This window comes from Caballeronia sp. LZ029, assembly GCF_031451275.1.
In the GTDB taxonomy this organism is placed as follows: Bacteria; Pseudomonadota; Gammaproteobacteria; order Burkholderiales; family Burkholderiaceae; genus Caballeronia; species Caballeronia jiangsuensis.
Genome location: NZ_JARUXO010000003.1, coordinates 413,642 through 436,268, shown reverse-complemented (window position 1 = coordinate 436,268; position 22,627 = coordinate 413,642). Strand labels below are relative to the sequence as shown.

Here is a 22,627-nt window from a genome sequence, read left to right as displayed (position 1 = left end):
TGTCATCTCCATCCATTCCGAGGCCCAAACGATGCAACGACACGACCGTGTTTCTTCGCAAGCGCTGTGGCAGATTCCGCCGTGCGCGACGCGCCACGACGAGCCGCGCGTGCTCATCGCCGATGACGATCTGGAGGCGACCCGCGCGATCTGTCTTGCGCTTGAAGACGCCGAGTTCACCGTGCGCGCGGTGCACACGGGGCTCGACGCGGTGTCGATCGCGCGCAAGTGGCGGCCGGGCGTCGTGCTGCTCGATCTGATGATGCCGCTCGGCGATGGCTGGGAAGCCGCCGAGGCGATCCGCGCGATCGATCTCTCGATGTTGCTGATCGCGCATACGAGCCGCACGGACCCCGAAGACCTGACGCGCGCGCAGCGCACCGGCTTCAACGGCTACTTCGTCAAGCCGACGGAACTCGACGGAATGATCGCGGTGCTGCGCGGCTATTTTTCGACGCGGGAAGGCGAGGGCGATCACGCATCGGTGCGCGTGCGCTGAATGACGTCGAGCTTCAGCACGAGATGATTGATATCGCGCTGAGCGTGCTCTTTCAACATGTCTTCCCAGTACTGGCAATAACCGGCCCAGAACGGCATCTGCGTATGCGCGGAAGCGGCCGTCGGCAGAGGATCGGGCAGCATCCTGCTCAGACGGTCGATCTCCTTGTGCTTCCATCGCAGCAGCGCGCGGCGATATCCGCGTCGCGGCGGGCACATTTCGTTCATTCTCGCGACGGCGATCGAAAACCCCTCGGCGGGCCGCGATGCCATCTTTGTAAGTACCTCGGTCTGCGGGCGCGGGCCGCGTTCATGGCAGATGATCGCGCCGATCTGCCCAAGGATGTACATCGCTTTCGCCATTGGCGGCTCGGAATGGTCTTGCATGGCGCCTCTCGATTTATCGTTATGAGTCTTCTTGCACGGGCGCTCGAAGTTACCTCGGACTTGATGTTGATACGCTGTACTTCGCGTATTAATAAGATACCGTATTAGGACTGTTCTGAATTGTGCATCGACAAAAAGATACATTGGTACGGAATTTTTTGCCGTCTCGATTGATGGGATACGCGGGATTGATGCTGCGTGAAGTGAAACGAATGCACATATAAAGGATGCCGAATGAAATAGCGATCCGCGTGCATATGCGATCGAATCGTGTTACACATTCACCAATCCCGATGCCATGCACGACGGCATTGCAGTCTCTCAGCGGTTTCAACTCACTTTCAGCGAGCCTGAATTTGTTTGTCCGACGACTCGCGACGCTCTGGCGACTTGGCCGCGCGTTCGTGCATGAAAGCCATCAGACGCACTTGACCGACGACGGCGCGGCGATGACGCGCGTCGCGCGCTTCTTCGCGACGCATGGCGCGCGTGCCGCGCCGCTCGGCGCCGGCGTGCCCGCGCTCTCGCAACTTTCGCGCGTGCTGGAGAACGCGTCCGGTGCGCTCGCGCGTCATCCCGCGCTTGCGGAAACGGCGGTGCGCGTCGCGCTTTCCGAACTCGACGGACTCTTTACGCCTTACGATGCGGAACGCTTTCGCGCGGCTTGCAAGGCGGCGTTTCCCGCCACGCTGTCCTTCGAACTCACGGCGCTGAGCGACGTGCCGCTACGCTCGGGCGTCGCGGAGCAGACGCACGTCGCGCGCATCGGCGCGTTGCCCGTGCGCGTCACGCTGCTGCGCGCGGACACGCGTGCCGAACTCGACGACGATCTGGATCTCGCGCTCGCGGCGGCGCGTTTCGCGGAGCGACGCTCGGCGAAGGCGCGCGACATGCATCCGGTGGAATGGGTCCGTCGTGCGCGAGAAAGCGTCGATGGAATGATCGACTTGCGTCAGCGCGCCGCAGATCAGAGCTACCTGCGCTTCCGTCTGCGCGACGACGACCGTCTCGCCGTGCCCGAAGTGCTCTGGGACTATTGCAACGACGCCGTGCTGACCACGCGCGCGATCGAAACGGCGGCGTTATCGGATGCGGAAACGCTCGCATCGTGCGGGCTCGATCAGGCCGACGTCCTCGCGACGCTCATCGAAGCGTTCTTCGAAATGGCGCTGGGCGTCGGGCTGTATCACGCGGGACTGGATGCGGCGGGCGCGCGCGTGAGCATCGAGTCGGACACGCGCGGCCAGATCGTTCTCGAAGCCGATAACCCGATGATGATCTTCGCCGCTCACGAACGCGATTTTCTCGTCGGCGTGTCGCATGCGCTCATGGAGGGCGATCACAAGGCGGCGGCCCGCGCGCATCTGGAGCACGGCCGGCCCGGCGCGAACGTGACGCATCACGAGGTGCGCGTCGAAGCGACGTACCGGCGGGAGGCGGAGCGTTTCGCGTCGCCGCATGCCAGGCGCGGCGCCGGCGTCGCGCATCTGTTCGGCGCGATCGGCAAGGCGCCCGCCGAGCATATGTTCAGCGCGGCGCACGGGCGCATCGCGTCGCGGGCGGTGTTGTTGTCGAGAGCGGCGGAAAGGATCGAGCGCGTCGCGCAGGACATCGCGCCGGATGTCGATGTATGGAAGATCGCGCGCAAGGTCATCGTGCGGCTCGCCGCGGATCAGTTGAGCTTCAGAAGCCTGGCGGCGCGCTTGGCGCATGAAGCGACGCACTGGCCGCATACGCTGCCGCGGTTGCCCTCGCTCATCGCGCACTACGCGGCGGCGACGCAACGCACGCGCGGCACGGTGTTTCGTTAGCGCGTGCCGGGGCTCATGCGCTCGGCGATCGCGCGGCATGCTTCCCTGAGCGGCGTGATATAGGTTTCGAGCGGCGTCGCGCTCTTTCTGAACAGCGGAATGCTGACGCTCACGCAGCCGAGCGTCGCGCCGTTCGCGCCGACGATCGCGCTGCCGTAGCAGAAAATCTGCGCTTCGTTTTCCTCGCGGTCTTCCGCGTAGCCGCGCGTGCGCGTCGCGTCGAGTTCGGCGTCGAGCGCTTTACGATCGACGATCGTGTTCGGCGTAAAGCGCGCGAACGCGATGCCTTCCAGGAGCGCGTCGCGTTCGGCGGGCGATTGCGTCGACAGATACGCCTTGCCGACGGAACTCGAATAAAGCGTCACGCGCGTGCCGATGCGCGAAGCCATGCGCACCGCGTGCGGACTTTCCAGCTTCTCGACATACACCATTTCCGAGCCGCTGCGCACCGCCAGATGCACGGTTTCCTGCGTCGCGTCGCGCAGTGTCTGCAAGGCATCGGCGGCGGCGATGCGCAGGTCCGAGCGCTCCCAGCTTCGGCTCGCGAGCGACATCAGACGCGGGCCGAGCGCGTAGCATCCGCCGCGCGCGCTTTCGACGACCAGCCCTTCCGCGAGCAACGCGCCGACGATGCGATACACCGTCGGGCGCGGATAGCCGCTCGCGGCCGTGAGACGCGCGATGGTCGGCGGTTCGTCGGCATCGGCGATGAGTTGCAGCACCGCCATGAACTTCGAGAAGGCGGCGGTGCCGGAGGCCTTGGCGGCGTCGAGGGAAGTGGTGTCGGAAGGCATGATGCGTGAATCATGCCACGAGATAACCGCCATCGACGGGCACGATCGCGCCCGTCATGAACGATGCCGCCGGCGACGCGAGAAACGCCGTCACCCGCGCGACGTCTTCCGGCAGGCCCCAGCGCTTCATCGGGGTGCGTTCGAGGATCGCTTGCGAGCGGCCGTCGTCTTCCTGCAGCGCCTGCGTGAGCGGCGTCGCGATCCAGCCGGGCGCGACCGCATTCACGCGGATGCCATCGGCGGCGTAGGCGATCGCGAGCGACTTCGTCAGTTGCGCGACGCCGCCCTTGCTCGCGCTGTACGCGGGCACGAGACCGCCGCCGAAGAACGTCAGCATCGACGCCGTGTTGACGATCGAGCCGCGGCTCTTCGCGAGCAAGGGGCGCGCGGCCGCGCACATGCGCATCGTGCCGCTGAGATTCACGGCGATGACGCGCTCGAACGTGTCGATGTCGTGCTCGTCGCCGCGACGGATCATGCCGGCGCAATTGACGAGCACGTCGAGCGTGTCGAGCGTTGTGAAGAGCGCGGCGGTGCTGGCGGCATCGGCGACATCGAGCGCGGCGAGTTCGATGCCATTGCCCAAGGCGTCGCGCTGGTCATCGGTCGGCGCGAGCCCCGCTGCGACGACACGCGCGCTGAGCGCCGCGAACTGCTGCGCGATGCCCGCGCCGATGCCCTGCGTGCCGCCGGTCACGACGACAGTCTTGCCCTTGAAGAGATCAGCTTGAAAAGTCATAACGGTGTGATTTATACGACGGGAACGGGCGCGGCCTGCTGCTCGGCGTCTTCGATCGGCGAACGCACGACGAACATGTAGACGAGCGCGGCGGCGAACGCGACGCCCGCGCTGATCAGGAACGCGTTCACGAACGAGTGCGTCTTGTCGACCACGAGACCGGTGATGAACGGCGCGAACGAGCCGCCGAAATAGCCGCCGAAGTTCTGGATGCTGCCGAGCGACGCGACCATGTGGCGCGGCGCCGCGACGGAAACGAGCGCCCATGCCGCGCCGCTCGCCATGTTGACGAAGAACATCGCGGCCGAGAGATAGACGATCGCGAGCGTGAGATTCGGCGTGAACGCGGCCGGCACCGTGAAGAGCGCGCCGCCGATGAGGCCCGAGCAGATCGGCCACTTGCGGCTGCGGATCGGGGCGACGCCGCGCGCCATCAGGCCATCGGCGATGAAGCCCGACGACAGCATGCCGAGCGTGCCCGCGAGATACGGAATCGTCACGACCCAGCCGGTCTTCGCGATCGTCAGATGACGCTCGTGCTCGAGATACGCGGGCAGCCACGTCAGATAGAGCCACACCATGTAGATCACGCCCATGAAGCCGAAGATCATGCCCCAGGTGGTCGCCTTGCCGAAGAGCCCGCGCCATTCCGCGAAGGTCATGCTGCGTTCCGCGCGCTGCGCCGGCTCGCCTTCGGTCAGATGCGCGAGCTCATGCGCTTCGAGCTTCACGTCGCGGCGATTGCGATAGACGATGTACCAGCCGATCGACACTGCAATCCCGAGCGCGCCCATGATGACGAACATGTTGCGCCAGCCGAAGTTGAGCAGGAGCACGGTGAGGATGGGCGGCGCGAGCGCAGGTCCGATCGTCGATGACGTGACGAAAATGCCCGTCGGCTTGCCGCGCTCGCGTTGCGCGAACCATTCCGACACGACCTTCGCCCCCGCCGGAAACTGCGGCGCCTCGCCGATACCGAGCGCGATGCGCGCCGCGAGGAACTGATGCAGGTTCGTCACGAGCCCGCCGAACAACTGCGCGACCGACCAGACGAACATGCCGAGGCCGAGCATGATGCGCGCGCCGAAGCGGTCGAGCATCACGCCGATGGGCAACTGCGAGAACGCATAGGCGAACGAGAACGCAGAGAGCAGCAGGCCCATCTGCGAAGCGGAGAGGCCGAGCTCCTGCGTGACGGAATGATTGGCGATGGATAGCGTGCTGCGATCGAGATAGTTCACGATGCCCGCGAGCATCAGAAACGCGATCGCGACGATCTGAACGCGCTTCAGGCGCGGTGATTTTTCCAGCATGGTGTCTCCTCCAAATGCTCTTTTGAGTCTGCTAGAGGTGGTTTGGGAAATTAACGAATGAACTGATCGACGAAATCCGCGCCGAGACCAACCGACTCGTAGTGCTTGCGGCACATGTCGACCTTGGTGAACACGTCCTCGTAGCCGGTGTAGTTGCCGTACGGGTCGCAATAGAACATCACGCCGTTCACCTGGAAGTAGGTGATCATCTCTTCGACATCTTCCGGCACGTAGAGCGTGTGCGTTTCGCCGGGCGGCTCGAAGACGTAGCTGCCTTCGGTCGCTTCCCAGTCGTGTTCCAGATAGCGCCAGCGGCCTTTCAGCACCATGCCGTGGACGGCCTGCGGATGACGATGGCGCGACAGCACGCCGGATTTGCGCACGCGCAAAAGGTTCATCCAGTATCCGGTCGATACGTTCAGGCACAGCGGGCGGAACCAGACGTTTTCGGCTTGCGGAACCCATTCGCGCTCGTCGACAGGAATCGCAACAGGCACGACGATTTCCTTTTGCGCTTCTTTTGGGAAGGGAAGTTGATACGGCGTCATGGCGTCCGCCGCGGGCTTTGGCGCGCTCATCGCGTCTCCTTGTCCATATTGTGGATGATGAATTCAAATTATGGACAAATATTCTGCCTCGTTCGGAGAATTGTCAAGATTCTTCATCGGATGCCGAATTCGTGCAGGACACAGCCAGATCGTGGACGAAAAAAAAGCGGACCCGCACGCGGGCCCGCCTTTCGATTAGCTCGATGAAGCTGAGCGCGTTATCGCGCCATCATCAGCATATGCACGTTATGCATGACCCAGACCGTGCCGACGATCAGAATCAGCGACATGAGAATGGTGTAAGCGAACGACATCGCATGCCAGCGCTGTCCCTTCGACGCGTTCACGTGCAGGAAGAACACCACATGCACGATGACCTGCACGGCAGCGAGCACCGCGAGCGCGACGATTGCGCTCTCGCCCTTGAACGCACCCGATGCGGCTGCCCAGAACGACGCCACGGTCAGCACCACGGCTAGCACGAAGCCGATCAGATAGCCGCGCACGGTGACGTGCGGGACATCGCTCGAATTGATATGAGCATGTGCCATCAGACGACGCTCCCGAGATAGACGAAGGAAAACACGCAAATCCAGACGATGTCGAGGAAGTGCCAGAAGAGGCTCAGGCAGGCGAGGCGACGCAGTTCGCGCTCGTTCATCCCGGGATTGCGCGCGATCTGCACCGCCAGCACGACCAGCCAGATCAGGCCGATGGTGACGTGCAGGCCGTGCGTGCCGACCAGCGTGAAGAACGACGACCAGAACGCGCTGCGTTGCGGACCCGCGCCTTCGGCGATCAGGTGCGCGAACTCGTGCACTTCCAGCCACAGGAAGCCCGCGCCCAGCACGAACGTGACGAAGAGCCACGCGAGCGCCGCGCCCGACTTCCGGCGCGTTGCCGAGATCATCGCGAAACCGAAGGTCAGGCTGCTCGTGAGAAGCAGCGCCGTTTCGTACGCGACGTCGGTCAGGTTGAACAGATCCTTGCCCGTGGGGCCGCCTGCTGTCTGCATCGCGTACATCGCGAAGGCCGCGAAGAGCGACGCGAACAGCACGCAGTCGGTCATCAGGTAGGCCCAGAAGCCGAACACCGAATGCGGTTGGTGCTCGTGCTCATGGTCGTGCGCGTGCTGCGCGGAAAGTGTCGATTGCGACATTACATTGCCTCCAGTTCGAGTTCGCGCTCCGTAGCGGACTTCTTAGGCGACTTCGGCGGACGATTGCGCTCTTCGGTCGACTTCACGGTCGCAGCCGGGATGATGAAGCCGGCGTTCTCACGGAAGCTGTAGCCGATCACCGTCGCGGCGATGCCGACGAGACCCGCGACCGCCAGCCACCAGATGTGCCAGATCGCGGCGAAGCCGAATGCGAGCGCGAACAGACCGATCACGAGACCCGCGCTCGTATTCGACGGCATGTGGATGTCGCGGTACGGACGCGCATCGATGCGGCCGTGTTCCTTGGCATCGGCGAAATCGTCGAGTGCACGCACGGCCGGGATATTCGCGAAGTTGTAGACGGGCGGCGGCGAGCTCATCGTCCATTCGAGCGTGCGGCCGTTCCACGGATCGCCGCTGATGTCGCGATACGCGGGCTGATTGCGGCGGATGATGCTCACGACGATTTGCAGGACCTGGAACACGACGCCCAGCGCGATGATGCCCACGCCGACAGCGGCCACGATGAAGAAGGGCTGCCATGCCGGGTTGTCGTAGTGATTCAGGCGGCGCGTCGCACCCATGAAGCCGAGAATGTAGATCGGCACGAACGCGACGAAGAAGCCCACAAACCAGCAGATAAACGCGTTGCGGCCGAGCTTTTCGTCGAGCTTGAAGCCGAACACCTTCGGCCACCAGTACTGCACGCCCGCGAAGTAACCGAACACCACGCCGCCGATGATCGCGTTATGGAAGTGCGCGATCAGGAAGAGCGAGTTGTGCAGCACGAAGTCCGCGCCCGGGATGGCCAGCATCACGCCGGTCATGCCGCCGAGCGTGAAGGTGATGACGAAGCCGATGGTCCACAGCACGGGCGTCGTGAACTGCACGCGACCGCGATACATCGTGAAGAGCCAGTTGAAGATCTTCACGCCGGTCGGGATGGAAATGATCATCGTCATAATGCCGAAGAAGGCATTGACGTTCGCGCCCGAGCCCATCGTGAAGAAGTGATGCAGCCACACGAGGAACGACAGCACCATGATGCAGCACGTCGCCCAGACCATCGTCTTGTAGCCGAACAGCGGCTTCTTCGAGAACGTCGCCACCACCTCCGAATAGATGCCGAACGCGGGCAGAACCAGGATATAGACCTCGGGGTGACCCCAGGCCCAGATCAGGTTCAGGTAGACCATCGGGTTGCCGCCGCCGTCGTTCGTGAAGAAGTGCATGCCCATGTAGCGGTCCAGCGCCAGCAGCGCGAGCGCCACGGTCAGGATCGGGAATGTGGCCATGATCAGCACGTTCGAGCAGAACGCCGTCCACGTGAAGACGGGCAGCTTCATCCACGTCATGCCGGGCGCGCGCATCTTCACGATCGTGACGAAGAAGTTTACCGCCGTCAGCAGCGTGCCGACGCCGGACAACTGCAACGCCCAGATGTAGTAGTCCACGCCGACGCCCGGACTGAACTGCGTCTCGGAGAGCGGCGGATACGCGAGCCAGCCCGTCGAGGAGAACTCGCCGATGAAGAGCGACAGGTTGATCAGGATCGCGGCCACGGCCGTCATCCAGAACGACAGCGAGTTGATGAACGGGAACGCCACGTCACGCGCGCCGATCTGCAGGGGCACGACGAGGTTGAAGAACGCAACCAGCAGCGCCATGGCCATGAAGAAGATCATGATGGTGCCGTGGGCCGAGAAAATCTGGTCGAAGTGATGCGCCGGCAGATACCCCGGCGAATCGAGCGCGATGGCCTGTTGCAGGCGCATCATGACGGCGTCGGCGAAGCCGCGCACGAGCATCAGCCCGGCGACGACGAGATACATGACGCCGATGCGCTTGTGATCGACCGAAGTCAGATACTCGCGCCAGAGCCAGCCCCATTTGCCGAGTTTGGTGAGAAGGGCGACCGTACCGAGTGCGAGGATCGCCATGAAGACGGTCGCCCCCATGATGATGGGCTCGTGGTACGGGATCGCCTCAAGCGTTAATTTGCCGAACATGGCTTACCCCTTTGTTACACAATTTGCGCCTACGACCGAGTTGCCGTAGTTGTACTTCGCGACGATGTTGCTGAAGAGCTTCGGATCGACGGTCGAGAAGTAGCGCACGGCAACCTTCTCGCTCGGGCGCGCGACGCCGGTGTAGACGTCCATGCTCAATGCCTCGGGCGCGTTTCTGACTTGCTTGAGCCACGCGTCGAAGTCGGCGTTGGACATGGCCAGCGCGCGGAACTTCATGTCGGAGAAGCCCTTGCCGCTGTAGTTCGCCGAAATGCCCGCGTAGTCGCCCGCGTGATCGGTCAGGAGATGCAGCTTCGTCTGCATGCCGGCCATCGCGTAGATCTGGCCGCCGAGTTCCGGGATGAAGAACGAGTTCATCACCGAATCCGACGTGATGCGGAAGTTCACCGGCGTGCCCACCGGAAACGCGAGCTGATTCACCGACGCCACGCCCAGATCCGGATAGATGAACAGCCACTTCCAGTCGAGCGCCACGACTTCGACGTTGATCGGCTTGACGCTGGATTCCAGCGGCTTGTACGGATCGAGCTCGTGCGTGGACTTCCACGTGAGGATGCCGAGGTACAGGATGATGATCGCGGGGATGATCCAGACCACGACTTCGATGGCCGTGGAGTGCGCCCACTTCGGCGCGTAGGTGGCGTTCTTGTTGGACGCCCGATAGCGCCATGCGATGAACAGGGTGAGCAGAATCACCGGAACGACGACCAGAAGCATGGTGTAAGTCGCGGTGGCGATCAGCGAGGATTCCGCTGCGCCGATCACGCCTTTCGAGTCCAAAACCTCCAGCTTGCATCCCGAAAGACCGACACTGGCTATCAGCCCCGATAACAATGGCACTGCTAAACGTTGGGTATTTTCATTCATTGCATTCGCTGGTTTCTATGATCGAAGCGTCCCGGGAAGAACGCCACTGCACGGCTCTGCGCCGCGTCAGGATCATGCCACGCGCGATTTATCGCGATGGCGCGAATGTTTGGAAAATTGTTTCAGATCAAGCTGATGCGACAGGGTGTCGCGCGCGATATCACTCTTCCGGAGTGATCCGAAAGGGTAGGAGAGTCTACAACGAATGGTTGACGTCGCGGGTGTCATAAAACGTGGCTGGGTGCGGGTCCATCCGCCTCACGAGACGCCGGTCGCTGCATCGCGCTGGCTTCGCAAACGACTTGAAACGCGAACCCGCTAACCCATCCGAACTACGCCGCACTGACTAGCGGCACGACGTCGCCGCATCCGCATGACGGATAGGCGTCTCGCGCGACGTTCCTTACCCTTGTCGATAAAGCAGCAACGACAAGGGAAGGACGATGAGCGTCGTCGACACACACTTCGAATCCAAAGCATCGGCCGACACGCGCGCCTGGCGTGTGGTCGGCGCCAGCACGTTCGCATTCACGATCTGCTTCGCGGTCTGGATGGTCTTCGCGATCCTCGGCATTCCCCTCAAGAAGCAGTTGCATCTCACCGATACCGAGTTCGGCCTCATCGCCGCGACGCCCGTGCTCACGGGCTCGCTGTTGCGCGTGCCGCTCGGCATCCGGACCGACCGCTTCGGCGGCCGCCCCGTGTTCTTCTGCACGATGGTCGCCACCGTCATACCGATCTGGCTGATCGGCTACGCCACCGAACTCTGGCAATTCCTCGTGCTCGGCTTGCTCGTCGGTATCGCGGGAGCATCGTTTTCCGTGGGCACGCCGTATGTCGCGCGCTGGTTCCCGAAGTCGCGTCAGGGTCTCGCGATGGGCATCGTCGGCGCGGGCAACTCGGGCGCCGCGCTCACCAAGTTCGTCGCGCCCGTGCTGATTCTCGCGGCGGGCACGTGGACGATCGTGCCGAAGGTCTATTCCATCGCGATGCTCGTCACCGCGCTGATCTTCTGGTTCGTGTCGACGTCGAACCCCGCGCATCGCAGCGCCGGCGCGCCCGGCCTTGCCGCGCAGATGGCCGTGCTGAAAGACCGTCGCGTGCTGCGTTACGCGCAGTACTACTCGGTCGTGTTCGGCGGCTATGTCGGGCTCGCACTGTGGATGCCGCAGTACTACGTGAATCAGTACGGCTTCGGCATCGAACATGCCGCGTTCCTCGCCGCCTGCTTCTCGCTTCCGGGCGGCATGCTGCGCGCGCTCGGCGGCTGGATGTCCGACCGCTTCGGCGCGTATCGCACCACATGGATCGTCATGTGGATCGCGCTCGCGTGCTTCTTCCTGCTGAGCTATCCGGTGACGGACTTCGTCGTCCAAGCGAAGGACGGTCCACGCACGTTCCACATCGAGACGGGACCGGTCGCCTACACCGCGCTGATGTTCGTCGTCGGCGTTGCGATGGCGGTCGGCAAGGCGTCGGTGTTCAAGTTCGTCTCGGATGAGTTCTCCGCGAACATCGGCGCGGTGTCGGGCGTCGTCGGACTCGCGGGCGGTCTCGCCGGCTTCCTGTTGCCGATTCTTTTCGGCGCGCTCGTCGATCTCACCGGCGTGCGCACCACCTGTTTCATGCTGATGTTCGGCGCGACCGCCGTCAGTCTCATCTGCATGCACTTCACGTTTCAATCCAAACACTAGTCATGTCATCAAGATACCTGCTCACCCGATGGGAGCCCGAGAACGCCGCCTTCTGGCGCGAAACGGGAGAATCGGTTGCCCGCCGCAACCTCTGGATTTCGATTCCCGCACTGGCGCTGGCCTTTACGGTGTGGTCGCTGTGGAGCGTGGTGGTCGTCAGTCTCGACAAAGGCGGCTTTCACTTCACGAAGGACCAGTTGTTCTGGCTCACCGCGTTGCCCGCGCTATCGGGCGCGACGCTGCGCATCTTCTATTCGTTCCTCGTGCCGATCTTCGGCGGCCGGCGTTTCACGGCGTTCTCGACGGCAAGTCTCCTGATTCCGGCGATCGGCATGGGCGTCGCGCTGCGCGACCCCTCGACCAGCTATTCGATGCTGCTCGTGCTCGCGCTTTTGTGCGGCCTCGGCGGCGCGAACTTCAGTTCGTCGATGGCGAACATCAGCTTCTTCTTTCCCAAAGCGAAGAAGGGTTTCGCGACCGGCATGAACGCGGGCATCGGCAATCTCGGTGTGTCGGTCGTGCAGTTCGTGACGCCTCTCGTCATTTCCGCAAGCGTGTTCGGCTCGCTCGCCGGCGAGACCCAGACCTATGTGTTGAACGGCGTCGAGCACAGCATCTGGCTGCAGAACGCGGGTTTCATCTGGGTGCCGTTCATCGTGATCTCAGCGTTCGCGGCGTGGTTCGGGATGAACGATATCGCGGACGCGAAGGCATCGTTCGCGGAACAGGCCGTCATTTTCAGGCGCAAGCACAACTGGCTCATGTGTCTGCTCTATATCGGCACGTTCGGCTCCTTCATCGGCTTCTCGGCGGGCCTCGCGCTGCTGACGAAAGCCGAGTTTCCGTCGATCAACCCGACGGCCTACGCGTTTCTCGGGCCGCTCGCGGGCGCGTTGACGCGTCCTGTCGGCGGCTGGATCTCCGACCGCCTCGGCGGCGCGCGCGTCACATTGTGGACCTTCATCGCGATGATCGCGGCGGTGTTCGGCGTGATGGCGTTTCTCCCGCACGACGGTTCGGACGGCAGCTTCGCGGGCTTCCTCGCCATGTTCATCGCACTGTTCGCGCTGACGGGAATCGGCAACGGCTCGACGTTCCGCATGATCCCCGTGATCTTTCTCACGCAGAAGCAGCGCGAAGCCGAAGGCAAGACCGACGCGATCAGGAAGCAGGCGCTGCACGAAGCGGGCAAGGAATCGGCCGCGGTGCTGGGATTCGCGGGCGCGATCGGCGCGTATGGCGGCTTCTTCATCCCGCGCAGCTTCGGCACGTCGATGAGCATGACCGGCTCGCCCGCCGCCGCGCTCTGGTGCTTCATCGCGTTCTACGCGGTGTGCGCGGTGGTCACCTGGGTCTGCTATGCGCGCCGCAACGCGGACATGCCGTGCTGAGCTAGTCCGAAAGGCGTAGACGCGCTAGTCCTCATGACGCGCATCGATCGCTCCTTTCGGGGAATGGGCGCGCGGGCATCGCGTCTCTACACTCGAATCAATGTATTCGTGGCGGCGCATGGCCGCTACGCACGGAGAAACGGATGAGTCACTTTCTGGATCGGCTGAAGTTCATGTCGCGCGTCAAGTCCACGTTTGCGAACGGACATGGCGCGGTCGTGAACGAAGACCGCAAGTGGGAAAACGCCTACCGCAGCCGCTGGCAGCACGACAAGATCGTGCGCTCCACGCACGGCGTGAACTGCACGGGATCCTGCTCATGGAAGGTCTATGTCAAGAACGGTCTGATCACGTGGGAAACGCAGCAGACGGACTATCCGCGCACGCGTCCCGATCTGCCGAATCACGAACCGCGCGGCTGTCCGCGTGGCGCATCGTATAGCTGGTACGTGTATTCCGCGCAGCGCGTGAAGCATCCGATGATTCGCGGCCGTCTCGTCGAGATGTGGCGCGAGGCGCGCAAGACGCTCGATCCGGTCGCGGCGTGGGCATCGATCTGCGAGAACCCGGAGAAGGCGAAGCGCTACAAGAGCGTGCGCGGCCTCGGCGGCTTCGTGCGCGCGGACTGGGACACTGCGAGCGAGATCATCGCGGCGGCGAATGCTTACACAATCGGCAAGTACGGTCCGGATCGCGTGATCGGTTTCTCGCCGATTCCCGCGATGTCGATGGTTTCCTACGCCGCCGGCGCGCGCTATCTGAGCCTGATCGGCGGCGCGTGTCTGTCCTTCTACGACTGGTATTGCGACTTGCCGCCGGCATCGCCGCAAATCTGGGGCGAGCAGACCGACGTGCCCGAATCGGCCGACTGGTACAACTCCACGTACCTGATGGTGTGGGGCTCCAACGTGCCGCAAACGCGCACGCCGGACGCGCACTTCTACACGGAGGTGCGCTACAAGGGCACGAAGACGGTCGCGGTGTCGTCGGATTATGGCGAAATGGTGAAGTTCGGCGACATCTGGCTCGCGCCGAAGCAGGGCACCGACGCCGCGCTCGCCATGGCGATGGGCCATGTCGTGCTGAAGGAGTTTCACGCCACGGGCAAGTCCGCGTACTTCCGCGATTACGTGAAGCGCTATACCGACATGCCGATGCTCGTCGTGCTACGCGAACACGAAGGCACGCTCGTGCCCGATCATTTCCTGCGCGCATCGCAATTGCAGAACGATCTCGACGAGGCGAACAATCCGCAATGGAAGACGCTCGTCATCGACGAGACGAGCGGCGAGATCGTCGCGCCGAACGGCACGATCGGCTTTCGCTGGGGCGAGTCGAATCACGACGACGGCGCGAAGGTCGGGCGCTGGAATCTCGAACAGAAGGACGGCGGCTCGGGCCGCGATATCGATCCGCGCTTGTCGCTCATCGGGGCGCACGACGAAGTGGTGGATGTGAGTTTCCCGTACTTCGGCGCGGAACATGACGCGTTGCTGGCGCGCCGCGTGCCCGTGAAGCGCATCATGCTCGCGGATGGCGCGAGCGCTCGCGTCGCGACCGTGTACGACTTGCAGTTGGCGAACTACGGCGTGGATCAGGGTCTGGGCGGCGCGAACGTCGCCACGTCCTACGATGACGACATTCCCTACACGCCCGCATGGCAGGAAAAGCACACCACGGTGCCGCGCCATCTCGTCATCCAGGTGGCGCGCGAGTTCGCGGATAACGCGGACCGCACGCAGGGCAAGAGCATGGTGATCGTCGGCGCGGCGTTGAATCACTGGTATCACAACGACATGATCTATCGCGGCATCATCAATCTGTTGATGATGTGCGGCTGTATCGGCAAGAGCGGCGGCGGCTGGGCGCATTACGTGGGCCAGGAAAAGCTGCGTCCGCAATTCGGCTGGGCGCCGCTCGCGTTCGCGCTCGACTGGTCGCGCCCGCCGCGTCAGATGAACGGCACGTCGTTCTTCTATAACCACACAAGCCAGTGGCGCCACGAGAAAGTGGCCGTGGACGAGATTCTCGGACCGACCGCCGACAAATCGCGCTACGAGAACCTCTCGATGCTCGACATGAATGCGAAGTCGGAACGCATGGGCTGGCTGCCGTCGGCGCCGCAGCTCGGCGCTAATCCGCTCGATATCGTCGATGCCGCGAAGCGCGCGGGCCGCGATCCGATCGAATACACGGTGGAACAATTGAAGTCGGGCGCGCTCGACTTCGCTTGCGACGATCCCGATAATCCGGCGAACTTTCCGCGCAACATGTTCGTGTGGCGTTCGAACATTCTCGGCAGCTCAGGCAAAGGGCACGAATACTTCCTGAAGTATCTCCTCGGCACGCAGAACGCGTTGTTCGCCGACGAAGTCGATGCGATCAAGCCCGGCGAAGTGAACGTGCGCGACGCCGCCGAAGGCAAGCTCGATCTGCTGACCGTGCTCGATTTCCGCATGAGCACGACGTGCCTGTATGGCGACATCGTGTTGCCGAGCGCGACGTTCTACGAGAAGAACGACCTGAACACGTCGGACATGCATCCGTTCATTCATCCGTTGTCGGAGGCGGTGCAGCCGTTGTGGGAAAGCAAGAGCGACTGGGAAATCTACAAGGCGATCGCAAAGAAGTTCGCGGAGATCGGCGGCAAGCATCTCGGCACGCGAACCGATCTCGTGTGCACGCCGCTCATGCACGACACGCCGGGCGAACTCGGGCAGGCGTTCGAGCCGAAGGACTGGCGTCATGGCGAATGCGATCTGATTCCCGGCAAGACCGCGCCGTCGATGACGCTCGTTGAACGCGACTACAACGCGATCTACGACAAGTTCACGTCGGTCGGACCGTTGCTCGCAAAGCTTGGCAACGGCGGCAAGGGCATCAACTGGAATACGGCGCATGAGGTGAACGAGCTCGCGTCGCTGTCCGGCGAGAACGAAGGGCGTCCGCGTCTCGACACTGCAATCGATGCCGCCGAGATGATCCTCACGTTCGCGCCCGAGACGAACGGCCATGTCGCGGTGAAGGCGTGGGAAGCGCTTTCGAAGATCACCGGACGCGATCACTCGCACCTCGCGCTCGGCCGCGAGCACGACAAGATCCGCTTCCGCGACGTCCAGGCGCAGCCGCGCAAGATCATTTCCGCGCCGACCTGGTCCGGGCTCGAATCGGAAGAAGTGAGCTACAACGCGGGCTACACGAACGTGCACGAGCTGATCCCTTGGCGCACCCTCACCGGCCGGCAGCAGTTCTATCAGGATCATCGCTGGATGCTGGATTTCGGCGAAGGTTCGTGCGTCTACAAGCCCGCGATCGATACCAAGACCATTTCGCCGATGCTCGGCGCGAAGCCCAACGGCGAACATGAACTCGTGCTGAACTGGATCACGCCGCACCAGAAGTGGGGCATTCACTCGACGTACACGGACAACCTGCGCATGCTCACGCTGTCGCGCGGCGGTCCGCACGTGTGGGTGTCGGAAGCCGAAGCGAAAGAAGCCGGGTTGAAGGACAACGACTGGGTCGAAGTGTTCAACGTGAACGGCACGCTGACGGCGCGCGTCGTCGTGAGCCAGCGCGTGCCGCGCGGCATGTGCCTCATGTATCACGCGCAGGAGAAGATCATCAACGTGCCGGGCGCGGAGACGAGCGGCATGCGCGGCGGTATCCATAACTCGGTTACGCGAACGGTGCTCAAACCGACGCACATGATCGGCGGATACGCGCAGCAGGCCTACGGCTTCAACTACTACGGCACCGTGGGCAGCAATCGCGACGAGTACGTGATCGTGCGCAAGATGAAGAACGTCGACTGGCTCGAAGGCCCGCTCATGGAAGGAGCAGCATCATGAAGATCCGCGCGCAGGTCGCGATGGTCCTGAATCTGGACAAGTGCATCGGCTGCCATACGTGCTCGGTCACATGCAAGAACGTGTGGACGTCGCGCGATGGCGTCGAGTATGCGTGGTTCAACAACGTCGAGACGAAGCCGGGCATCGGCTATCCGAAGCAATGGGAGCGCCAGGAGAAATGGAACGGCGGCTGGATCCGCAAGAGCGATGGCCGCATCGAACTGCGTCAGGGGCCGAAGCTGAAAGTGCTCGCGAACCTTTTCGCGAACCCGAACCTCCCCGCCATCGACGACTATTACGAGCCATTCACCTTCGACTACGAGCGTCTGCAGAACGCGCCGCTTTCCCAGACGCCGCCCACGGCGCGTCCCGTGTCCGCGATCACCGGCAAGAAGATGGACAAGATCCATTGGGGGCCGAACTGGGAAGACGATCTCGGCGGCGAATTCGAATCGCGCGGGCGCGATGCGCTCTTCGAAAACGTGCAGAAGGAGATGTACTCGACGTTCGAGAACACCTTCATGATGTATCTGCCGCGTCTGTGCGAGCACTGTCTGAATCCGGCGTGCGTGGCGTCGTGTCCGTCGGGTTCGGTGTACAAGCGCGAGGACGACGGCATCGTGCTCGTCGATCAGGACAAGTGCCGTGGCTGGCGCATGTGCGTGTCGGGCTGTCCATACAAGAAGATGTACTTCAACTGGAAGTCGGGCAAGGCGGAGAAGTGCGTGTTCTGCTATCCGCGCATCGAAGCGGGCGAGCCGACCGTGTGCTCGGAAACGTGCGTGGGACGCATCCGCTATCTCGGCGTGATGCTGTACGACGCGGATCGTATTGCCGAAGCGGCATCGGTTCAGGAGACGACGGATCTCTATCAGTCGCAGCTCGACCTGTTTCTCGATCCGCACGATCCGCAAGTCCAGGCCGAAGCGGCGCGCCAGGGTATCGCGCAAAGCTGGCTCGACGCGGCGAAGCGCTCGCCGGTTTATCGCATGGCGTGCGAGTGGAAAGTCGCGTTCCCGCTGCATCCCGAGTACCGCACATTGCCGATGGTCTGGTACGTGCCCCCGCTTTCGCCGATTCAATCCGCGGCCGACGCGGGCCACATGGGCATGAACGGCGTGATTCCCGATGTGAAAAGCCTGCGCATTCCGATGCGTTATCTGGCGAATCTGCTCACCGCGGGCGACGAAGCGCCGATCGTCGCCGCGCTCGATCGCATGCTTGCGATGCGTGTCTACAAGCGGGCGCAGAACGTGAACAACGTGAGCGACGACGCCGTGCTGAGCGATGTAGGCCTCACGGCATCGCAAGTGGAAGAGATGTACCAGTTGATGGCGATCGCCAATTACGAGGACCGTTTCGTGGTGCCCTCATCGCACAAGGAAATGGCGCAGGACAGCTTCGACGAAAAGGGCAGTTGCGGCTTTTCATTCGGCAATTGCGGCTCGCCGGGCGCGTCTGACGGATCGCTTTTCGGATCGCGAACGCATGGCGAAGTGAGCTACGCGGCGCTGCCGAAGTCGCGCAGGAAGGCGTTGGCGGACGGTTGATCAAGGAACACACGATGTCGCTCTATCCCATTCTTTCCGCGCTGCTCGACTATCCCGAGCCCGCGCTTCTGGACGCGCTGCCGGAGATCGAAGCCGCGCTGCACGACTGGCCGCAGGCGCAGGCGCGGCTCGCGCCGCTCATCGCGTCGCTTAAGCTGCCGCTCATCGAGGTGCAACAGAACTACGTCGCTACGTTCGATCGCAATCCGTCGCATTCGCTGCATCTCTTCGAGCATGTGCACGGCGAAAGCCGCGATCGCGGTCAGGCGATGGTCGATCTGCTCGAGGAGTATCGCGGTCTCGGCCTCGATATCGCATCGAACGAATTGCCGGATTACGTGCCGCTCTTCCTCGAAGTGCTCGGCGCGATCGAACCGGCTCGCGCACAGTCATTGCTCGATGACGCGATTCATGTATTCGATGCGGTCGGGGAGCGTCTCGCACGCGACCGAAGCCCTTATGCGGCCGTGTTCGCCGTCTTGCGCGAGCTTGCCACTATCGAGCCGCGCCCGCTCGCGCAGCCGCCCGTGCGCGACATGGACGAGATGCTCGAAACCTTCGGGCCGGGTCCGGACGGCGTCGAGCCGCTGCTCGCGCCGCACACGCGACAGGACACGCAAACCATTCGCTTTCATCCGCGCGGCGCAACGATGGCCGGCGCGGGCGCACCCAACGCAAAGGACACACGATGAACATGTTCAACGCCTTCGTGTTCGGCATCTATCCGTACATTGCCGCCAGCATCTTCCTGTTCGGCAGCCTCGTGCGCTTCGAGCGCGAGCAATACACGTGGAAGGCGGACAGCACACAGTTCGTCGAACGCGGCAACCTCAGGCTCGGCAATATTCTGTTTCACATCGGCATTCTGGGACTGTTCTTCGGTCACCTCGTCGGCTTGCTCACGCCGGTCGCGGTATGGGATGCGCTCGGCATCGAGCACAGCGTCAAGCAGGTGTTCGCGATGGTCGCCGGCGGAGTAATGGGCACGATGTGTCTTGCCGGGCTGCTGATCCTGCTGCACCGCCGCCTTGCGAGCGCGCGCCTTTCGGCACTGACGAAGATCGGCGACCGCGTGCTGCTGCTGTGGATTCTCATCACGCTGCTGCTCGGCCTTTCGACGATCGGTGTGTCCGCCGGTCACATGGATGGCTCGATGATGGTGCGCCTCATGACCTGGGCACAGCATATCGTCACGTTCAGAGCCGATGCCGCGCGCTATGTCGCAGATGCGCCGCTGCTCTTCCGCGTACATTTGTTCATGGGCATGAGCCTCTTCGTGATCTTCCCGTTCACGCGGCTCGTGCACGTCTGGAGCGGCTTCGCTTCGCTCGGCTATCTCGGACGGGCGTTGCAACTGGTCCGCAGCCGCTGAACCCGTCAACGGAGGAGCATGTCCCTGCCGTCGTTTCGCGACCGTCTGACCACACGCATCGTCACGCTGTCGATGGTGTCGCTCGTGCTCGTCCTCGCGATGATCGGCGGGACGCTCTGGCTGTCTTGGCAACTGCAGGGCGCGGGCGCTGCGATCAACGACGCGGGCAGTCTGCGCATGCGCGCGAACGCCTTGGCGATCGCGCTGCTGAAGCGGCCGGAGACGTCGCAGGCCATGTTGCAGTTCCAGATCGAGCAGATGAACTCGACGTTCGATCGTCTGCGCAAAGGTGATCCGGAGCGCCCGCTCTTTCTTCCCGACGATGCCGACGTGCGCCGCCAGTTCGATCATGTCGCGAATGTGTGGCGCACGCAGCTCAAACCCGATGTGCGCAAAGGCATGGCTGCCGAACCGCAGGCGGTATCGCGCTATCTGCTTGAATTGCGTGCTTTTGTCACGGGCGCGGACGAACTCGTCGGCCTGATCGAGCGGGAGAATGCGCGCAAGACCTCGTGGCTGCGGACGTCGCAGAGGGCGCTTGCAGCGATGGCGTGCCTGGGCACCGCGGCGATCGCTTACCTGCTCTATCTATGGATCGTCGTGCCTGTGCAGCGTTTGCAGGAAGGGCTCGCGCGAATCGAAGGACGCGAGTTCGACACGCGTCTGCCCGTTGAGACGCAAGACGAGTTCGGGCATCTTGCCGCAGGCTTCAACCGTATGGCCGCGGAATTGCAGATGCTCTATCGTGATCTCGCGGGCCGTGTCGACGCGAAGACCGCCGAACTCGCCGCGCAGAACCGCGAACTGACGGCGCTCTATGAAATGGCGGCATTCCTGAATCAGTCGAATGACGTCGATGCGCTGTGCCGTGGCTTTCTCGCGCGCCTCACGCGTCAGTTCGACGCGGACGGTGCGGCCGTTCGCCTCGTCACCGAGGATGGTCAGGTGCGGTTGATCGGTTCGGAAGGGCTGCCCGATGCGCTGCTCGAGGATGAACGCTGCCTCGCCACCGACGGCTGTGTTTGCGACGAACAGCCTTGCCGGCGCGCGGGCTTTGCGAGCGTGGCGGCGTTCAACATCGTGTCGCAAGGCGAAAAGCTCGGTGCGTTCTCGCTGCATTTCCGTGGCGAGCGGATCATCCCGGCGTCGGAAGCTCAATTGCTCGAAACGCTCGGCGCGCACTTCGGCACGGCGCTCAAGAGCAGGCGGATCGCGGCGCTCGCGCGGCAGCTCGCGGTGTCGGAGGAGCGCAATCTGGTCGCGCAAGGCTTGCACGACAGCATCGCGCAGAGTCTCAACTTTCTGAAGATGCAGGTGCATCTGCTCGACGCCGCAACGCGCGAAGCACGCATGGACGAGATTCGCGAGATCGTGCCCTTGCTCGCGGGCGGTGTCGCCGAAAGCTACGTCGACGTGCGCGAGCTTCTGATGAATTTCCGCACGAAGCTCGGCAGCGGTGAACTCAGGCGCGCAGTGGATGAATCGATCGAACGTTTCGGCGTGCAGACGGGCATCGCGCCCTCGCTCGACTATCGCGAGGAAGGCGGTCTGCCCTTGCCGCCGGATCAGCAACTGCAGGTGCTTTTCATTCTGCAGGAAGCACTCTCCAACATTCGCAAACACGCGGAGGCGCAACACGTTAGCGTGACAATCGTCAATGCTTGCGACTTCAGCCTCCTTGTCGAGGACGATGGTCAGGGCTACGATCCAGAAGAGATGGCCGTCCTGGGCGAGACGCATGTCGGCTTTCACATCATGCGCGAGCGTGCGCAAAGGCTCGGCGCCACGCTTCGGTTGACTGGCGCGCCTGGACACGGCGCGCGCGTCGAACTCGTCTTGCCGGTTCCGGCGCGTCAGACTGCCTGAACAGGGTGTCGCGCGCTGGTTTCGAGAGCTGCTTCGAGTTGTGTCATGACCATCCGCATTCTGTTGATCGACGACCACACGCTGTTTCGCTCAGGCGTTCACGCCATCTTGCAGCGGCAATCCGATTTCGATGTCGTCGGCGAAGCAGCCGATGGGCTCGAAGGGCTGAAGCGCGCGAAGCAGTTCCTGCCGGACGTGATTCTGCTCGATCTCCATATGCCCGGACTCTCAGGGCTGGAAACGCTGAAGCTGCTTGTGCAGGACGTGCCGCAAACCGCGGTCGTCATCCTGACTGTTTCAGAGGATCTCGATGAACTCGCGCTCGCATTGCGCGATGGCGCGTGCGGCTATCTGCTCAAGAGCATCGAAACCGACACGCTCGCCAGCGCGATCCGCAAGGCGGCGGCGGGTCATCCGGTCATCGCTGACGACATGACGGCAAAACTCGTCGCCAGTATGCGCGCACCGAAGAGCGCGCCGGTTCCGCCGCCTGCCGCCACGGCCGATCCACTGACCACACGCGAGCGCGACATCATGCGCGAACTGGCGCGCGGTGCGAGCAACAAGGAAATTGCACGTTCGCTGATGCTCGCGGAGAGCACGGTGAAGATCCACGTGCGCAACATCCTGCGCAAGCTGAATCTGACGAGCCGCGTGCAGGTCGCGATCTATGCGGTCGGGCAAGATGCTGCGCCGGCAACGGAAGCCGCCTGAACCTTCACCGACATGCATCGAAGCGCGCATCACATCGAGCCGT

19 protein-coding genes are annotated in these 22,627 nt (G+C 63.0%); 10 read left to right on the top strand and 9 right to left on the bottom strand.

Annotated elements, in window-relative coordinates; genetic code table 11:
- Nucleotides 1-31 precede the first annotated feature (31 nt).
- The gene (locus QCE73_RS21345) at nucleotides 32-499 is read left to right on the top strand and encodes a response regulator (protein ID WP_035502220.1); all 468 of its coding nucleotides are present in this window, start codon (nucleotides 32-34) and stop codon (nucleotides 497-499) included.
- Here QCE73_RS21345 and QCE73_RS21340 read toward each other — a convergent pair.
- Complete coding sequence (locus QCE73_RS21340) at nucleotides 475-885, bottom strand: hypothetical protein (RefSeq protein ID WP_309883458.1); 411 nt, start codon at nucleotides 883-885, stop codon at nucleotides 475-477. The two genes, QCE73_RS21345 and QCE73_RS21340, sit on opposite strands and share 25 nt — an antisense overlap.
- A gap of 356 nt (nucleotides 886-1,241) precedes the next feature.
- On the opposite strand from QCE73_RS21340, the gene QCE73_RS21335 reads away from it, so the two are divergent.
- Entirely contained in the window at nucleotides 1,242-2,696 is a 1,455-nt protein-coding gene (locus QCE73_RS21335; RefSeq protein WP_309883457.1) for an AarF/UbiB family protein, read from the top strand.
- On the opposite strand, the gene QCE73_RS21330 is transcribed toward QCE73_RS21335, so the two are convergent.
- From QCE73_RS21330 to cyoA, 8 genes are all read right to left on the bottom strand, one after another.
- On the bottom strand, nucleotides 2,693-3,490 hold the full coding sequence (locus QCE73_RS21330; RefSeq protein WP_309883456.1) for an IclR family transcriptional regulator: 798 nt from the start codon (nucleotides 3,488-3,490) through the stop codon (nucleotides 2,693-2,695). The two genes, QCE73_RS21335 and QCE73_RS21330, sit on opposite strands and share 4 nt — an antisense overlap.
- A gap of 10 nt (nucleotides 3,491-3,500) precedes the next feature.
- A complete protein-coding gene (locus tag QCE73_RS21325; protein ID WP_309883455.1) occupies nucleotides 3,501-4,229 on the bottom strand; it encodes an SDR family NAD(P)-dependent oxidoreductase in 729 nt (242 codons plus the stop codon).
- Between the two features lie 11 nt (nucleotides 4,230-4,240).
- Nucleotides 4,241-5,542, bottom strand: coding sequence for an MFS transporter (locus QCE73_RS21320; protein ID WP_309883454.1), 1,302 nt, complete (start codon nucleotides 5,540-5,542; stop codon nucleotides 4,241-4,243).
- Nucleotides 5,543-5,592: 50 nt separating this feature from the next.
- Entirely contained in the window at nucleotides 5,593-6,120 is a 528-nt protein-coding gene (locus QCE73_RS21315; protein ID WP_309883453.1) for a 2,4'-dihydroxyacetophenone dioxygenase family protein, read from the bottom strand.
- A gap of 188 nt (nucleotides 6,121-6,308) precedes the next feature.
- Nucleotides 6,309-6,641, bottom strand: coding sequence for a cytochrome o ubiquinol oxidase subunit IV (gene cyoD / locus QCE73_RS21310; RefSeq protein ID WP_309883452.1), 333 nt, complete (start codon nucleotides 6,639-6,641; stop codon nucleotides 6,309-6,311).
- Nucleotides 6,641-7,249 carry a cytochrome o ubiquinol oxidase subunit III gene (gene cyoC, locus QCE73_RS21305; RefSeq protein ID WP_238210709.1) on the bottom strand — a complete coding sequence of 203 codons (609 nt, stop codon included), beginning with the start codon at nucleotides 7,247-7,249 and terminating at the stop codon, nucleotides 6,641-6,643. Before cyoC ends, cyoD begins: the two co-directional genes overlap by 1 nt.
- Entirely contained in the window at nucleotides 7,249-9,258 is a 2,010-nt protein-coding gene (gene cyoB, locus QCE73_RS21300) for a cytochrome o ubiquinol oxidase subunit I (RefSeq protein WP_035502205.1), read from the bottom strand. The genes cyoC and cyoB overlap by 1 nt, the downstream gene beginning before the upstream one ends.
- 3 nt (nucleotides 9,259-9,261) lie before the next feature.
- Nucleotides 9,262-10,146 (bottom strand): ubiquinol oxidase subunit II, encoded by an 885-nt coding sequence (gene cyoA, locus QCE73_RS21295; RefSeq protein WP_187608460.1) that lies wholly within the window; start codon nucleotides 10,144-10,146, stop codon nucleotides 9,262-9,264.
- A 443-nt stretch (nucleotides 10,147-10,589) separates the two neighbouring features.
- Here cyoA and QCE73_RS21290 point away from each other — a divergent pair, with 443 nt between their 5' ends.
- The 8 genes from QCE73_RS21290 (at nucleotide 10,590) to QCE73_RS21255 (ending at nucleotide 22,584) form a co-directional block, all read left to right on the top strand.
- Nucleotides 10,590-11,840 (top strand): nitrate/nitrite transporter, encoded by a 1,251-nt coding sequence (locus QCE73_RS21290; RefSeq protein ID WP_309883451.1) that lies wholly within the window; start codon nucleotides 10,590-10,592, stop codon nucleotides 11,838-11,840.
- Between the two features lie 2 nt (nucleotides 11,841-11,842).
- Nucleotides 11,843-13,231: a NarK family nitrate/nitrite MFS transporter gene (locus QCE73_RS21285; protein WP_309883450.1), complete on the top strand. Its 1,389-nt coding sequence runs from the start codon at nucleotides 11,843-11,845 to the stop codon at nucleotides 13,229-13,231.
- A 143-nt stretch (nucleotides 13,232-13,374) separates the two neighbouring features.
- Nucleotides 13,375-17,082: a nitrate reductase subunit alpha gene (locus QCE73_RS21280; protein WP_309883449.1), complete on the top strand. Its 3,708-nt coding sequence runs from the start codon at nucleotides 13,375-13,377 to the stop codon at nucleotides 17,080-17,082.
- A complete protein-coding gene (narH, locus tag QCE73_RS21275; protein WP_309883448.1) occupies nucleotides 17,079-18,632 on the top strand; it encodes a nitrate reductase subunit beta in 1,554 nt (517 codons plus the stop codon). The genes QCE73_RS21280 and narH overlap by 4 nt, the downstream gene beginning before the upstream one ends.
- 14 nt (nucleotides 18,633-18,646) lie before the next feature.
- The gene (narJ, locus tag QCE73_RS21270; protein ID WP_309883447.1) at nucleotides 18,647-19,324 is read left to right on the top strand and encodes a nitrate reductase molybdenum cofactor assembly chaperone; all 678 of its coding nucleotides are present in this window, start codon (nucleotides 18,647-18,649) and stop codon (nucleotides 19,322-19,324) included.
- Complete coding sequence (gene narI, locus QCE73_RS21265) at nucleotides 19,321-20,004, top strand: respiratory nitrate reductase subunit gamma (protein WP_309883446.1); 684 nt, start codon at nucleotides 19,321-19,323, stop codon at nucleotides 20,002-20,004. Before narJ ends, narI begins: the two co-directional genes overlap by 4 nt.
- An 18-nt stretch (nucleotides 20,005-20,022) precedes the next feature.
- A complete protein-coding gene (locus QCE73_RS21260; RefSeq protein ID WP_309883445.1) occupies nucleotides 20,023-21,870 on the top strand; it encodes a type IV pili methyl-accepting chemotaxis transducer N-terminal domain-containing protein in 1,848 nt (615 codons plus the stop codon).
- Between the two features lie 45 nt (nucleotides 21,871-21,915).
- Nucleotides 21,916-22,584 (top strand): response regulator transcription factor, encoded by a 669-nt coding sequence (locus QCE73_RS21255; protein ID WP_309883444.1) that lies wholly within the window; start codon nucleotides 21,916-21,918, stop codon nucleotides 22,582-22,584.
- Nucleotides 22,585-22,627: the final 43 nt, after the last annotated feature.

Excerpts from the sequence above, each read along its gene's own strand:
- QCE73_RS21345 (WP_035502220.1), top strand. The coding sequence starts at position 32 with ATGCAACGACACGACCGTGTTTCTTCGCAAGCGCTGTGGCAGATTCCG.
- QCE73_RS21340 (WP_309883458.1), bottom strand. The coding sequence starts at position 885 with ATGCAAGACCATTCCGAGCCGCCAATGGCGAAAGCGATGTACATCCTT.
- QCE73_RS21330 (WP_309883456.1), bottom strand. The coding sequence starts at position 3,490 with ATGCCTTCCGACACCACTTCCCTCGACGCCGCCAAGGCCTCCGGCACC.
- QCE73_RS21325 (WP_309883455.1), bottom strand. The coding sequence starts at position 4,229 with ATGACTTTTCAAGCTGATCTCTTCAAGGGCAAGACTGTCGTCGTGACC.
- QCE73_RS21320 (WP_309883454.1), bottom strand. The coding sequence starts at position 5,542 with ATGCTGGAAAAATCACCGCGCCTGAAGCGCGTTCAGATCGTCGCGATC.
- QCE73_RS21315 (WP_309883453.1), bottom strand. The coding sequence starts at position 6,120 with ATGAGCGCGCCAAAGCCCGCGGCGGACGCCATGACGCCGTATCAACTT.
- cyoD (WP_309883452.1), bottom strand. The coding sequence starts at position 6,641 with ATGGCACATGCTCATATCAATTCGAGCGATGTCCCGCACGTCACCGTG.
- cyoC (WP_238210709.1), bottom strand. The coding sequence starts at position 7,249 with ATGTCGCAATCGACACTTTCCGCGCAGCACGCGCACGACCATGAGCAC.
- cyoB (WP_035502205.1), bottom strand. The coding sequence starts at position 9,258 with ATGTTCGGCAAATTAACGCTTGAGGCGATCCCGTACCACGAGCCCATC.
- cyoA (WP_187608460.1), bottom strand. The coding sequence starts at position 10,146 with ATGAATGAAAATACCCAACGTTTAGCAGTGCCATTGTTATCGGGGCTG.
- QCE73_RS21290 (WP_309883451.1), top strand. The coding sequence starts at position 10,590 with ATGAGCGTCGTCGACACACACTTCGAATCCAAAGCATCGGCCGACACG.
- QCE73_RS21285 (WP_309883450.1), top strand. The coding sequence starts at position 11,843 with ATGTCATCAAGATACCTGCTCACCCGATGGGAGCCCGAGAACGCCGCC.
- QCE73_RS21280 (WP_309883449.1), top strand. The coding sequence starts at position 13,375 with ATGAGTCACTTTCTGGATCGGCTGAAGTTCATGTCGCGCGTCAAGTCC.
- narH (WP_309883448.1), top strand. The coding sequence starts at position 17,079 with ATGAAGATCCGCGCGCAGGTCGCGATGGTCCTGAATCTGGACAAGTGC.
- narJ (WP_309883447.1), top strand. The coding sequence starts at position 18,647 with ATGTCGCTCTATCCCATTCTTTCCGCGCTGCTCGACTATCCCGAGCCC.
- narI (WP_309883446.1), top strand. The coding sequence starts at position 19,321 with ATGAACATGTTCAACGCCTTCGTGTTCGGCATCTATCCGTACATTGCC.
- QCE73_RS21260 (WP_309883445.1), top strand. The coding sequence starts at position 20,023 with ATGTCCCTGCCGTCGTTTCGCGACCGTCTGACCACACGCATCGTCACG.
- QCE73_RS21255 (WP_309883444.1), top strand. The coding sequence starts at position 21,916 with ATGACCATCCGCATTCTGTTGATCGACGACCACACGCTGTTTCGCTCA.